The 12193-nt window shown below is 66.6% G+C and carries 10 protein-coding genes; 5 read left to right on the top strand and 5 right to left on the bottom strand.

Annotation, left to right across the window (positions count from 1 at the left end):
• Positions 1-126 precede the first annotated feature (126 nt).
• The 3 genes from V5279_RS34995 to V5279_RS34985 form a co-directional block, all read right to left on the bottom strand.
• Positions 127-501 (bottom strand): response regulator transcription factor, encoded by a 375-nt coding sequence (locus tag V5279_RS34995; protein WP_029080353.1) that lies wholly within the window; start codon positions 499-501, stop codon positions 127-129.
• The gene (locus tag V5279_RS34990) at positions 498-1364 is read right to left on the bottom strand and encodes a S1C family serine protease (RefSeq protein ID WP_338691569.1); all 867 of its coding nucleotides are present in this window, start codon (positions 1362-1364) and stop codon (positions 498-500) included. Before V5279_RS34990 ends, V5279_RS34995 begins: the two co-directional genes overlap by 4 nt.
• Before the next feature lie 97 nt (positions 1365-1461).
• Positions 1462-2490: an AraC family transcriptional regulator gene (locus tag V5279_RS34985; RefSeq protein ID WP_338691568.1), complete on the bottom strand. Its 1029-nt coding sequence runs from the start codon at positions 2488-2490 to the stop codon at positions 1462-1464.
• A 260-nt stretch (positions 2491-2750) separates the two neighbouring features.
• On the opposite strand from V5279_RS34985, the gene V5279_RS34980 reads away from it, so the two are divergent.
• Positions 2751-3200: a cupin domain-containing protein gene (locus V5279_RS34980; RefSeq protein WP_166209191.1), complete on the top strand. Its 450-nt coding sequence runs from the start codon at positions 2751-2753 to the stop codon at positions 3198-3200.
• Positions 3201-3317: 117 nt separating this feature from the next.
• Positions 3318-4811 carry an NAD(P)/FAD-dependent oxidoreductase gene (locus V5279_RS34975; protein ID WP_338691567.1) on the top strand — a complete coding sequence of 498 codons (1494 nt, stop codon included), beginning with the start codon at positions 3318-3320 and terminating at the stop codon, positions 4809-4811.
• A gap of 13 nt (positions 4812-4824) precedes the next feature.
• Here the strand turns inward: V5279_RS34975 and V5279_RS34970 are convergent, their stop codons facing one another.
• Positions 4825-5550 (bottom strand): alpha/beta hydrolase, encoded by a 726-nt coding sequence (locus tag V5279_RS34970; protein WP_338691566.1) that lies wholly within the window; start codon positions 5548-5550, stop codon positions 4825-4827.
• Positions 5551-5704: 154 nt separating this feature from the next.
• On the opposite strand from V5279_RS34970, the gene V5279_RS34965 reads away from it, so the two are divergent.
• Positions 5705-6685, top strand: a complete 981-nt coding sequence (locus tag V5279_RS34965; RefSeq protein WP_338691565.1) for a helix-turn-helix domain-containing protein — start codon at positions 5705-5707, stop codon at positions 6683-6685.
• Positions 6686-6705: 20 nt separating this feature from the next.
• The gene (locus V5279_RS34960; RefSeq protein WP_224741190.1) at positions 6706-7773 is read left to right on the top strand and encodes a maleylacetate reductase; all 1068 of its coding nucleotides are present in this window, start codon (positions 6706-6708) and stop codon (positions 7771-7773) included.
• Position 7774: 1 nt separating this feature from the next.
• On the opposite strand, the gene V5279_RS34955 is transcribed toward V5279_RS34960, so the two are convergent.
• Entirely contained in the window at positions 7775-9229 is a 1455-nt protein-coding gene (locus tag V5279_RS34955) for a GH1 family beta-glucosidase (RefSeq protein ID WP_338691564.1), read from the bottom strand.
• Between the two features lie 233 nt (positions 9230-9462).
• Here V5279_RS34955 and V5279_RS34950 point away from each other — a divergent pair, with 233 nt between their 5' ends.
• A complete protein-coding gene (locus V5279_RS34950) occupies positions 9463-12129 on the top strand; it encodes a M1 family metallopeptidase (RefSeq protein ID WP_338691563.1) in 2667 nt (888 codons plus the stop codon).
• Positions 12130-12193: the final 64 nt, after the last annotated feature.

The following is a 12193-nucleotide window of genomic DNA, read 5'->3' as shown; positions in this document are numbered from 1 at the left end:
ACGCCGCGGCCTCTCGGCTCAAGCACCGAAGCCTCTGGAATACTGGATCACCCGCATGCGCGAGTGATGACACCGCGGTTGCGGATATCGCTTTCGCTCCTCGCAATAACGACGGAAACGTGGAATTCACAAATTAATCACCCCGCGCCGCGCGGCATGGGCGACGGCGTCGGTGCGGCCGGTCGCGTCGAGCTTGTCCAGCAGGGAGCCGACATGAAACTTGGCGGTGTGGACCGAGATCCCGAGCCGCTGCGCGATCATCTTGTTGGATGCGCCTTCGGCCAGCAGCGCCAGCACGTCGAGTTCGCGCGGCGTCAGCTCGAAGTCGCCGGCGCCTGCGGCCTCCCGGTTGCGGGCGACGATCGCAGCCGTTGCCTGCTCGCCCGGAGCGGCCAACCGCAGACCGGCGACGCTGCCGAGCAGCGTCGCCAGCCGGTCGGCCAGCACGGGATCGTCGATCTCGAGCGCGATGACGATGTCGGAGGCCGGCTCACTGCTCACGTCTCGGGCCTCTCGCCGACCGTGACCTTGACGTTCAGCGGCTCGCCGCCGCGGTGCACGGTGAGCTCAACCACGGTGCCGACGCTTTGCGGTCCGAGACCGCGCGACAGCGCCCGCACGCCCGACAGTTTCTCACCGTTTACGGCAACGATCACGTCGCCCTGGCGGATGCCGGCGGCGGCCGAGGGCCCGGCCTTGTCGACATTCATCACCATCGCGCCGAGGCCGTCGTCGAGACGGACCGGCTGCAACCCGACGCCGAGATATCCGCGCGCGATGCGGCCGCTTTTCTCCAGCTGCGTCGCGACCCGCTCGATGGTCGCGGCCGGTATCGTCAGCACGCGGCGCGGTCCGAGCACGGCCATGCCGAACGGCTCGCCCGCGGCATTCAGTGCAACTCCGCCCTGCTGGCTGTGCCGCAGCCGGACGTCGAGCTCGATCCGCGCGTCGATCTCGCCGCCGCGCAGGCTGCGCCAGGGCGCGCCTGATAATGAGACCATGCCGAGCCGAGCGGACGGCGCGCCGCGGTCGGCGGCGACGATCACCGCGAGCGATCCCAGCGCGGGGATCTCTGTGGAGAGCTTGATCGGCGCGACATCGCCGCCGACGCGCAGCAGCGCGACGTCGGTGGTGTGGTCGCGCCCAGTGACGGTCGCCGGCCTGCGGCTGCCGTCGGCGAACTGGATTTCGACCTCGCCCTCGTCGGCAAGGGCTTCGTCGGCGGTGACGACGAGGCCCGTCTTCCAGACAAAGCCGGATGCGCGCGCGCGATGCGAATGCACGGAGACGATTGCGGGCGCGGCGCGCGCAATGGTCTCCGAAAGGGCTGACGACAGCGAGGCGAGGGTGGTCGGTTCGGTCATGGGAAACTCCGTTGGCTTCCCGCAATCTGGGATGTCGCGGCTGACCGCGATACTGGCCGGATGGGCAGGGCCCGGCCACATCGTTCGGAACCGCCGCTCAGCTCAGCCGCTGCAGGGTCGCCTTCGGGCTCTCGCCGAACTTGGCGCGGTAGGCGCTCGCCATCCGGCTCAGATGGGTAAAGCCGAGGTCGAATGCAATATCGACGATGCGTTCGCCCGGCCGCGCCGTCTTGAGCCGGGCGTTGAGATGGGCGAGGCGGATGTCGAGCAGCATCTCGGACACGGTGGTGCCGAAGTGGCGGCGGAAGCCGAGTTGCAGCGCGCGGATGCCGGTGCCGGCGATCTCCGCGAGCTCGGCGAGGTCAAGCGGTTCAGTCGCGCGCGTCTCCAGATAGGCCCGCACGCGCTTCAACGCCGCCGGCTGGGCCTCGGTGCGGCCGTTGAAGACATCGATCGCGGAGCTCAAGCTGTGCCGTTGCTCGCTGAGCAGGACATTGAGAAACGACTCGCGCCAATCGGCGGCCGCGATCGCGGACAAGGTTTTGCGCGGCCCGAGCTGCTCGGCGACCGTGACGAGTTGCTCGATCCTGGCCGAGAGCGTCTGCCCAAGCGGCCCACCCAGCGCGACGGCCGGATCGAACTCGACCGGCCGGACCGCCACGCCGCCGAGCGCCGCGGCGCGATGCTCGACCAGCTTGCGGTCGAGCAGCACGATGAGCTGGGCGCAGTCGCCGCGCCAGGTCATTTCGGTCGGAATGGTCGGCGACAGCAGCGATGCGCTGTGCCGTGGTCCGGTGGTGAGCTCGCGCGCAGCGGTGCGGATCGCAGCCGAGCCCGACAGCGGCATCTGCAACAGGAAGAAGCGGTCGAGGCAGCCGGGATTGATCGCGACCGAACCGCCATAGGAGACATAGTTGACCGAAAACCCGTCGAAGCCTGCGCAATTATGGTGCGCGGAGAAATCGCGCTCGGAGTGATCGACCGGCGTCAGCTCGTGCGGGCAGAAGATGCGGCCGATCGCTTCGGCCGCGTCGTCGACGCGCGCCGTTGCGACGCGCGCGAAGCCAGTGAGCCTCGTCCTTGTCGAACTTGCCCTTGCCGAAACCTCGTTGCCCGTCGCTGTCACGCCGGCCGTCCGGAGTTGTTTGAGGTCTAAAACATTATGCAGCCTAGTGCATTCGCGGGCAAAGGGGAACGCCGTTTCGTCGCGCAATCTGCCCGATCGGCGCGCAGGCCGATGCGGCGGCATTGGGCAGACGCCCGGCTCGGCGCTCCCGCATTGCAGCATGATCGTGTCGGGTCCGGATTCGTTTATCGGCTAGACAGCCCTTCTGGCTGGCGACAGGCTCCGTGTCCACAAGACGCATCAAAACTGGAGAGGTTGACATGGGCACGCTCGAGAAAGGCATTACCCGAACCGGCACCGGCTACGGCGGCAAGACCTGGAATATTTTGGGCCAAGTCTACTATCCGAAGGCGGTCACCGACTCGACCTTCGCGTTCGAGACCAACAGCGATCCCGGCCAGTTCGTGCCGGTGCACGTCCACCCGACCCAGGACGAGTTCATCCTGGTGCAGGAGGGCGTGCTCGACCTCAAGCTCGACGGCGTCTGGGTGCAGGCCAAGGCCGGCGACCTCGTGCGCATGCCGCGCGGCATTCCGCACGGCTATTTCAACAAGTCCGACAAGCCGGCGCGGGCGCTGTTCTGGGTGTCGCCGATGCAGAAGCTCGAGGCGCTGTTCGACAAGCTGCACAATCTGCAGGACCCCACCGAGGTGGTGCGCATCTCCGCCCAGCACGAGGTGGACTTTCTGCCACCGGAAGCCAACGACTAGGACGACGACCGAACAGACATACGCGCGCAAGGCGGCAATCGCCGGAGTTGGCTCCGGCGATGACGGGAGGGCGTGCGCTCGGAAAGCAGACCTGTTCATTCAATTCGGAGCGGTTTCATGGTCAAGCAGAAGCATGTGTGCGTGATCGGCGCCGGCATTTCCGGGCTCGCCGCCGGCAAGGCCTTCGCCGGCCGCGGTCACAAGGTGACCATCATCGAGCGCAGCGGCGATCTCGGCGGGGTCTGGGAGCCGGCGCGCTCCTATCCCGACGTGCAGACCCAGAGCCCGAAGGATCTCTATCGTTACACCGACAGAGCGATGCCGGAGGCCTATCCGGAATGGCCGAAGGGCCCGCAGGTCCATGCTTACTTGCGCGACTACGCGCGCAGCCACGGGCTCGACGGCGCGATGCGGTTCGACACCAGGGTCGAGGCCATGAAGCGCCGCGCCGACGGCAGACCGGGCTGGACGCTCGAACTGCGCTCGACCGACGGCGCCACCGGCCATGAGGATTTCGACTTCGTCGCGGTCTGCACCGGGCAGTTCAACGAGCCGCAGACGCTGCCGCTCGCCGGCGAGGACGGCTTCAAGGCGCAGGGCGGCCAGATCCTGCATTCGTCGCAATACAGCGATCCGGCGCTGGCCAAGGGCCGCAAGGTCGTCGTGCTCGGCGGCTCGAAATCGGCGACCGACATTGCCGTGAATGCGGTCAATTCCGGCGCCAGCCAAGTCACCATCGTGTTTCGCGAGCCGGTCTGGCGGATCCCCTATTTCGTCGGCGGCCTCGTCAACTTCAAGCGTATCCTCTACATCCGCGCGCAGGAGCAGATGTTCGCGAGCTGGGGCATCGGCCCGATGGCGCGGCTTGCGCATGCTGTTGCAAAGCCGTTGGTCTGGGCGAACTGGCGCGGGCTCGAGAGCATGCTGAAGATGCAGCTCAAGCTGAAGCAATGCGACATGGTACCGAAGGAGCGGATCGAGGACGGCGTCAATTGCGCGGTGCCGATCGCGACCCCCGATTTCTATCCGATGGTCGCCGACGGCCGGATCAAGGCGGTGCGCGGCACCTTCGGTCATTATGACGGCAACACGATCGTGATGAGCGGCGGCGAGCGTGTCGCGGCCGACGTCGCGGTGCTCGCGATCGGTTACAAGCTCGGGGTGCCGTTCCTGCCCGAGGAGTATCAGAACAAGCTCGTCGAGCCCGACGGGCAGTACCGGCTCTATCGGCTGATCGCCAATCCCGACCTGCCCGACATGGGATTCGTCGGCTTCAATTCGAGCTTCTGCACCGTGCTGTGCGCTGATCTCGCCGCGAACTGGCTGGTGCGCTATGCCGACGGCCAGCTCGCGCGGCAGCCGAGCGCGGCCGAGATGAACGACAACATCGCGATGATGCTGAACTTCAAGCGCGTCGAGCGTCCGGCGGCAGGCGTCTATGGCGGGCTGTGCGTCGCGCCCTACCACTTCAAGCATTTCGACGAGCTGTTGGCCGACATCGGCACCAAGGCGTCGCGCCGCAACCCGCTCGTCGAAAAATTCACGCCGCCGGACGCGGACGCCTATGCGCGCTTCCTGGCGACCGCGCCGGAGTACAGGGCGGTGGCCTAAAGCATGATGTTGTTCAGTCGCGGCCGGCGTCGAGGAAGGCTTGCGCGAGGCGCTCGGGGTTGGAGAAGCACAGCTCGTGGCTGCCCGGCACCTGGACCAGGCGGAACAGCCCGAGCTTCTCCGATAGCCGCGGGTGCCAGGGCAGGCTGTGCGGCATCGCCGTATCCTCGGTGCAGTTGACGTAGGATTTCGCGATTGGCATCTCGGCCGGATTGGTCTTCAGCGCGATCTTGTCCTGGAAGGTCTTCAGGGGATGCGGGTTGAGCTTGTCATAGGCGCGCTGCGCCGTTTCGAGGTCGGCGTCGTTGATGAAGGCCTCGCGCCAGATCGGGAACGGCAGCACCACCGAGCCGTCGCCGCGTTCGGCATAAATGGCATCGAACAGGCCGCGATAGTGTGGCGGCACCATGTCGTTGAGGCATTCGCCATTGTTCGGCACGAAGGCGTTCCAGTAGACCAGCCGGCGGATGCGATCCCCCGCGGCGTCGGCAACGCCGGTGATGATCATGCCACCATAGCTGTGGCCGACCAGCACGATGTCCTTGAGGTCATGCTCGGCGAGATAATCCACGATCGATCGGATCGCCTCGGGGAGGCCCGAATCCTTCCTGTCGCCGGGGCGGTTGCCTCTGATGGTCGGGGTGTGGACGACATGGCCGTCCCTGCGGATGGCAGCCGCAACCGGCTCAAACTCGGCGCCGGTATGCCAGGCGCCATGGACGAGAACATAGGTCGACATGTTGTACCTCCCTGCGTGGTTTGGATAGATCGATCGCGGCGTCCCGGACGGCCAGGGATACGCGCCGAGTTCGAGCAGTTCCTGATGGATATTGACCCAGGCCTACGGAACGCGCTTGGCTGTAACCGAACCGGATTGGGCTCGGAGTGAACTGATGCAGCAAATCGCCGCCGCGGATCGCTCGCGCAGGCTGAGCTGGAATACCGCGGACACTAGGCCGGCCCAGCAGTTCGCCTATTATCGCGAGGCAATTTGCCAGGCCTTCATGAACCTGACGCCGGAACCTCCGGCGACGCCGGGCTTCCTCGCCCGCGTCGAGACCGTTGCGCTCGGCGACGGCGCGGTCAACCGGGTCAGCTTCCCCGAGCATGTCGTGCGGCGCTCGGCTGCCGACATCGCCGCGTCGAGCCGGCGCTGCTACTACCTCAATCTCAAGCTCGCCGGCCGCTGCCGGATCCAGCAGGCAGGGCGCGAGATCAGCCTGTCGCCGGGCCAGGTCGGAATCTTCGACAGCGGGCAGCGGTTCTCGCTGCTGCACGACCGCGGCCCCGCGCTGCAGGTCGCCTCGTTCTGGGTACCGGCCGAGGCGCTCGATGAACGGCTGCCGTCGGCGCCGGACGTCGCACCGGCGCGGGTCTCGGACGATCCGTTCGTCGGCCATCTGATCGCCGAGACCGCGCAGGTCCTCAACACGTCGGCGCTCCGCGCATCGGATACGGACAACGCCCGGCTGTTCGGCGTGTTGCTCGATCTCGTCGCGCTCAGCCTGTCGCGCAGCGGCCGCGCCGGGGTTGCCGAGAGCGCCGGTCTTGCCGATGCGACCTGGCTTGCGCTGCGCCGCGCCATGGATCGCAGGCTGCGCGAGCCCGGGCTCGGCGTTGCCGCCATCGCGGCCGGGATCGGCATCAGCGAGCGTTATGTGCACAAGCTGTTCGAGCGGGCCGGCACCACGTTTGCCAGCTATCTGATGGACCGCCGCCTCGACGGCGCCGCGCGCGACCTGAAGGAGCCCGCGATGGCCGGACGCGCGATCGGCGACATCGCGTTCGACTGGGGCTTTTCCGATCTGTCGCATTTCACGCGGCGCTTCCGGCATCGCTTCGGCTGCACGCCGCGCGACTGGCGCCGGAACTGACGCAGAGTTCGGAATTCACGATGGCACAATCCTTCACCTATCAGGTCAGCCCGATGCGGGTCGTGTTCGGGGTCGGCACGGTCGCCGCGCTGGCGGACGAACTCGGCCGGCTCAGCATCAGCCGCGCGCTGGTGCTTGCAAGCCGGCGGCAGCAGGCCGAGCTCGGCGATCTCGCTGTCTTGACCGGCGGCCGCGTGGCTGGCGTGTTCGATGGTGCCGTGGTGCACACGCCGGTCGCGGTGACCGACCAGGCGATGCAGGCGGTGCGCGATGTGAAGCCCGACGGCGTGGTCGCGATCGGCGCCGGCGCCGCGACCGGCTTGAGCAAGGCGATTGCGCTGCGCACCGACCTGCCGCAACTGATCCTGCCGACCAGCTATGCCGGCTCGGAGATGACGCCGGTGCTCGGCGAGACCGTGGACGGCGTCAAGACCACGCAATCGTCGCCGAAGATATTGCCCGAGGCCGTGATCTACGACGTCAACCTGACAGTCTCGATGCCGGCCAAATTCTCCGCGATATCAGGCCTCAACGCGATCGCGCATGCGGCCGAGGCGCTGTATGCGCGGGACGGCAACCCGATCACTTCGCTGATGGCAGAGGAGGCGATCGCAAAGCTCGCCTCATCGCTGCCCGACGTCGTGGCGCAACCGCGCGATCTCGACGCGCGCTCCGATGCGCTCTATGGCGCATGGCTGTGCGCGGTGTGTCTCGGCACCGTCGGCATGGCGCTGCACCACAAGCTTTGCCACACGGTCGGCGCGCTGTTCGACCTGCCGCACGCCGAAACCCACGCGGTGCTGCTGCCGCACACCATCGCCTACAACACGCCGGCCGCACGCGCGGCGATCGGCCGTGCCGCCCGGGCGCTTGGCGGCGCTGACGCCGCCGATGGCCTGTTCGATCTGTCGGCAAAGCTCGGCGCGCCGCGCTCGCTCGCCGAGATCGGGATGCCCGAAGACGGCATCGCAAAGGCCGCTGCGCTCGCCACCAAAAATCCCTACTGGAATCCGCGGCCGATCGAGGAGCGCGGTATCGGCGACCTTCTCAGCCGCGCGTGGTCCGGCGCGCGGCCGCAGGCCGGATAGATCACACCCCGATCGCGTTGCGCGCGATTACGTCACGGTAGAATGCCGCGCTCAGTTTCGGCACGCGCGCCTGGGTCTCGAAATCCACCCGGTACAGGCCGAAGCGCTTCTCGTAGCCAAAGATCCATTCGAAATTGTCCATCAGGCTCCACAGGAAATAGCCGTGGACCGGGACGCCGTCGGCGGTCGCGCGCTGCAACTGGGCGAGGTAGTTGCGCAGGAACATGATGCGGTCGAGGTCGTAGATCTGCCCGTCCGGATGCACCTTGTCCTCGCCGGAGGTGCCGTTCTCGCTGATATAGATGCTCTTGATGTTCCACAGCTTGGCGGCAATCCGCGGCGCCCAGTAGATAGTCTCCGGCGCGATCCGCAGCCAATCCGAGCTCATATGCGGGAACGAGGCTGGCATCGGCAGCGGCTTCCAGCCGGGGGCACTGTCGGTGGCGAGGACATAGCAGTGCGGCGCGTAGATGTTCAGCCCGACGAAATCGTTCGGCTGCGAAATGATCTTCAATTCCTCCGCGGTGAACTTGGGCGCGTCCGCGCCGGCATATTGCAGGAAGGCATCGGTGTACTTGCCTTCGAGGAGCACGCCGAGGAAGCCCGCGTTCAACTCGCGCGTCGCGATCTCGGTGGCGCGGATGTTCTCGGGCGTGTTGATCGCGGGCACGCAGGCGGTGATGTTCTCGGCGGGACCGACCCGCGTGCCGGCGCGCCCCTTGGCGCGGATCGCCTGCACCGCGAGGCCGTGCGCGAGCGCAACGTTGTGGCGCGCCTGGTTCACCTCGGCCGGCGGCAGCTTCAGCCCCGGCGCGTCGACGCCGAGCGCGTAGCCGAACGGCAGGAAACGCCCGACCTCGTTGAGGGTGAAGATGTTCTTCACCCGGTCGGTCAAGCGCTGCGCCACATGGCCGGCGTAGTCGCTAAAGGCCTTCGACGTATCGCTGGACCGCCAGCCGCCCACACGGTCCTGCAGCGCCTGCGGCAGGTCCCAGTGATAGAGCGTGGCGTAGGGCTCGATGCCGTTGGCGAGCAACTCGTCGACCAGGCGGTTGTAGAAGTCGAGGCCCTTCGGGTTCGGCGCGCCGGTGCCGTCGGGAAACACCCGCGGCCAGGCGATCGAGAAGCGATAGGCCCGGGCGCCGAGCTCCTTGATGAGGCGGACGTCCTCCTTGTAGCGGTGATAATGATCGTTGGCGCGGTCGCCGGTCGAGCCGTCCTCGATCTTGCCCGACGTGTGGGTGAATGTGTCCCAGATCGACGGGCCGCGGCCGTCCTCGTTGACCGCGCCTTCGACCTGATAGGACGAGGTCGCGGTGCCCCAGACGAAGCCCGCCGGAAAGCTGGTGCCATTCGGCCGCGGAGCGCGGTTTGCGGCCTCGGCAGGCGCCGACAGGCCGAGCGCCGAGAGGCCTGCAAGGCCCGCAAACTGCCGGCGCGAGAATTGACCGAACATGATTATCTCCCGTCGCCGGTCGCTGCGGCTGGAATGCCGGCCGTAAGTTAACCTTCCACCCCGCCGATGAGCAACACGGCAGGCCGAAGCGAGCGCGCACCAATCGATGCGAACCGTTGTGATGTCAATGTCGCGGAGTTGTCAGTTCTGTGGCGACACTTTCTGCTCTAGATTGCCCGTGAGGTCCTTCCGCAATGCCACCCCGAAATTTCCGATATCGTGAGCCGCGCGCGATGAACAAGCCTGCAACCCACGTCCAAACGGCGCTGCTGCGTCGTCTTGCCACGGCGATCGGCTTGCTGCTGGCAATGGCCGCCGGCGCACAGGCCGAGCAGACATTTTCATTCGACAGCACACCCGGAAAGCTGCCGAAGACGGTCGTCCCGCTGAACTACGCGATCGAGCTGACGCCGGATTTCACGAGCCTCGCCTTACCCGGCGTCGAGACCGTCGACATCGAGCTGCGCGCGCCGGTTGCGCAGGTGACGCTGAATGCGATCAGCACGACCTTCGCCGAGGTTACGATCGACGACGGTACGCAGCGCGCGGAAGTCGCGACCGACGCCACGGCGCAGACGGCGACGCTGACCTTTGCCCAGCCGCTCGCGGCCGGCCGCCACAGGCTGCGTATCGCCTTCACGGCGCAGATCAACAAATTCGGCACCGGTCTGTTCTCGGTCGATTATCCAACCAAGGCCGGGATCAAGCGGCTGATCTCGAGCAAGCTCGAGCCGGCCGATGCAAGGCGGATCTTTCCGTGCTGGGACGAGCCGTCGTTCAAGGCGAGCTTTGCGCTGACCGTCGTAATCCCGCGCAATCTGCTCGCGGTCGGCAACATGCCCATCGCAAGCGAGGCGCCGGCCGCCGGCGATCTCAAGAAAGTTACGTTCGCGCCGACGCCGAAGATGTCGACCTATCTGTTCGAGCTTACGATCGGCGAGCTCGAGCGCGTTACGGCGGATGCCGGCGGCGTCACCATCGGCGTGGTGACAACGGAGGGCAAGAGCGGGCAGGGCCGGTTCGCGCTCGATAGCGCGGTGAAGCTGCTCGCCTACTACAACGACTATTTCGGCGTCAAATATCCGCTGCCGAAGCTCGATCTGATCGCCGTGCCCGGTGGGTTCGGCGGCGCGATGGAGAACTGGGGTGGCATCACCTTCTTCGAGAGCCGGCTGCTGTTCGACCCCGCGACCTCTGCGGAGACCGCACGGCGCGGCATCTTCGCCATCATCGCGCACGAGATGGCGCATATGTGGTTCGGCGATCTCGTCACCATGGCGTGGTGGGACAATCTTTGGCTCAACGAAGGCTTTGCCAGCTGGATGGCGACCAAGGCCTCGCAGCAGTTCTATCCGCAATGGCAGAGCTGGCTGAACGGCTACGGCGCGAAGCAGTTTGCCATGGCGCTCGATGCGCGCCGCACCTCGCATCCGGTGCAGCAGCCGATCGCCGATCACAGCGAAGCGGTCACGGCGTTCGACGCCATCACCTACAACAAGGGCCAGGCGCTGATCCGCATGCTCGAGACCTATCTCGGCGAAGCGGCGTTCCGTGACGGCATCCGAAAATACATGGCCGCGCATGCCTACAGCAATTCCACCACCGCCGATCTCTGGCAGGCGCTCGAGACGTCCGGCGGCAAGACCATCACCGGCATCGCTGCCTCCTTCACTGCGCAGGACGGTGTGCCGCTAGTCGTGGCCGAGACCGCCTGCGATGGCGCCGCGCAGCACCTGACATTGCGACAGGACCGTTTCGTGATCGCGCCGGCCGATACGGCGCCGCTGGCGTCGCGCATCTGGCAGATCCCTGTTGCGGTCGGACCCGCGCGCGGCAAGCCGTTTGACGAGATCCTGCTGCAGGGCAGCGCCGATATTCCGGCAGGCGCATGCGGCGATGCGATCAAGGTCAATCTCGGCGACATCGGATACTACAGGGTCGAGTATGGCCCGAAGAACCGTGCGGCGTTGCTGAACGCATTCCCGCAAATGCAAGTCGATGACCGGCTCAATGTCGTGACCGACAGCTGGGCGCTGGTGCAGGCCGGCCGCGCCGAGCCGGCATCCTATCTCGCGCTGCTCGATGCGCTCGATGCCGGCGATCATCGCGCGGTCTGGGATCAGGTGATCTCGACCTTCGCCGCGCTCAACCGGCTGTCGCGCGATCGCGCCGAGCGGCGGGTGATCCAGGCCTATGCCCGCGCCAAGCTGCGCCCGGTGTTCGAGCGGATCGGATGGGATGGCGGCGGATCGGGCGACGACGACACTGCGCTGCTGCGCGCGAGCCTGATCTCGACGCTTGGCGACCTCGGTGACGCCGCTGTTGTGACTGAGGCGAAGCGGCGCTTTGCTGCGTTCCTCGATGATCCCAACGCGCTTCCAACCACGCTGCGCGATGCCGTCACCCATGTCGTCGGCATCACGGCGGATCGGGCGACCTATGACAGGCTGCTGGCGCTGGCGCGCAACAGCACGGCGACCAATGAGCGGCTGCGCTATTATTTCGCCGCGGCCAGCGCCCGCGACGCCGAATTGGCGCGCGCGACGCTGGCTTTGACGCTGACCAATGAGTTGCCCGACACGATTGTGACCGGGATGATCAGCACGGTTGCGTCCGCAGGCGAGCAGCCGCAGCTGGCCTGGGATTTCGTCCAGACCAATTTCGACACGCTGCTGGCAAGGCAGGGGCCGAACTTTCGTGACCAGTTCGTGCCGAACTTCATGACCAATCTTACCGATCAGGCCCACGCGGCGGAGCTCGCTGCGTTCGCCCCGTCGCAATCGACCAGCGGCGGACGGGTGATGGTGGCGCGAGCCTTGCAGGCAATCGCGATCTCGGCCGATCTGACCACGCGCGTGCTACCCGCCGCCGACGCCTGGATCAGGGCGCACAAGCCGTGAGCTGGCGAGGGAGTTTCCGGCGGCGCGCGATGCGGCTATGCTCCGTGGGCGGCATGCAATCAAC

Origin of the sequence: Bradyrhizobium sp. 26S5 (genome assembly GCF_036923295.1) — a bacterium.
GTDB lineage: Bacteria > Pseudomonadota > Alphaproteobacteria > Rhizobiales > Xanthobacteraceae > Bradyrhizobium > Bradyrhizobium septentrionale.
Note: the sequence above shows the minus strand (reverse complement) of the source record. Positions and strands in the feature narration are given on the sequence as shown.

Bases quoted from the DNA above. Each gene is read 5' to 3' on its own strand.
- V5279_RS34990 (WP_338691569.1), bottom strand. From the start codon at position 1,364: ATGACCGAACCGACCACCCTCGCCTCGCTGTCGTCAGCCCTTTCGGAG.
- V5279_RS34980 (WP_166209191.1), top strand. From the start codon at position 2,751: ATGGGCACGCTCGAGAAAGGCATTACCCGAACCGGCACCGGCTACGGC.
- V5279_RS34975 (WP_338691567.1), top strand. From the start codon at position 3,318: ATGGTCAAGCAGAAGCATGTGTGCGTGATCGGCGCCGGCATTTCCGGG.
- V5279_RS34970 (WP_338691566.1), bottom strand. From the start codon at position 5,550: ATGTCGACCTATGTTCTCGTCCATGGCGCCTGGCATACCGGCGCCGAG.
- V5279_RS34965 (WP_338691565.1), top strand. From the start codon at position 5,705: ATGCAGCAAATCGCCGCCGCGGATCGCTCGCGCAGGCTGAGCTGGAAT.
- V5279_RS34960 (WP_224741190.1), top strand. From the start codon at position 6,706: ATGGCACAATCCTTCACCTATCAGGTCAGCCCGATGCGGGTCGTGTTC.
- V5279_RS34955 (WP_338691564.1), bottom strand. From the start codon at position 9,229: ATGTTCGGTCAATTCTCGCGCCGGCAGTTTGCGGGCCTTGCAGGCCTC.
- V5279_RS34950 (WP_338691563.1), top strand. From the start codon at position 9,463: ATGAACAAGCCTGCAACCCACGTCCAAACGGCGCTGCTGCGTCGTCTT.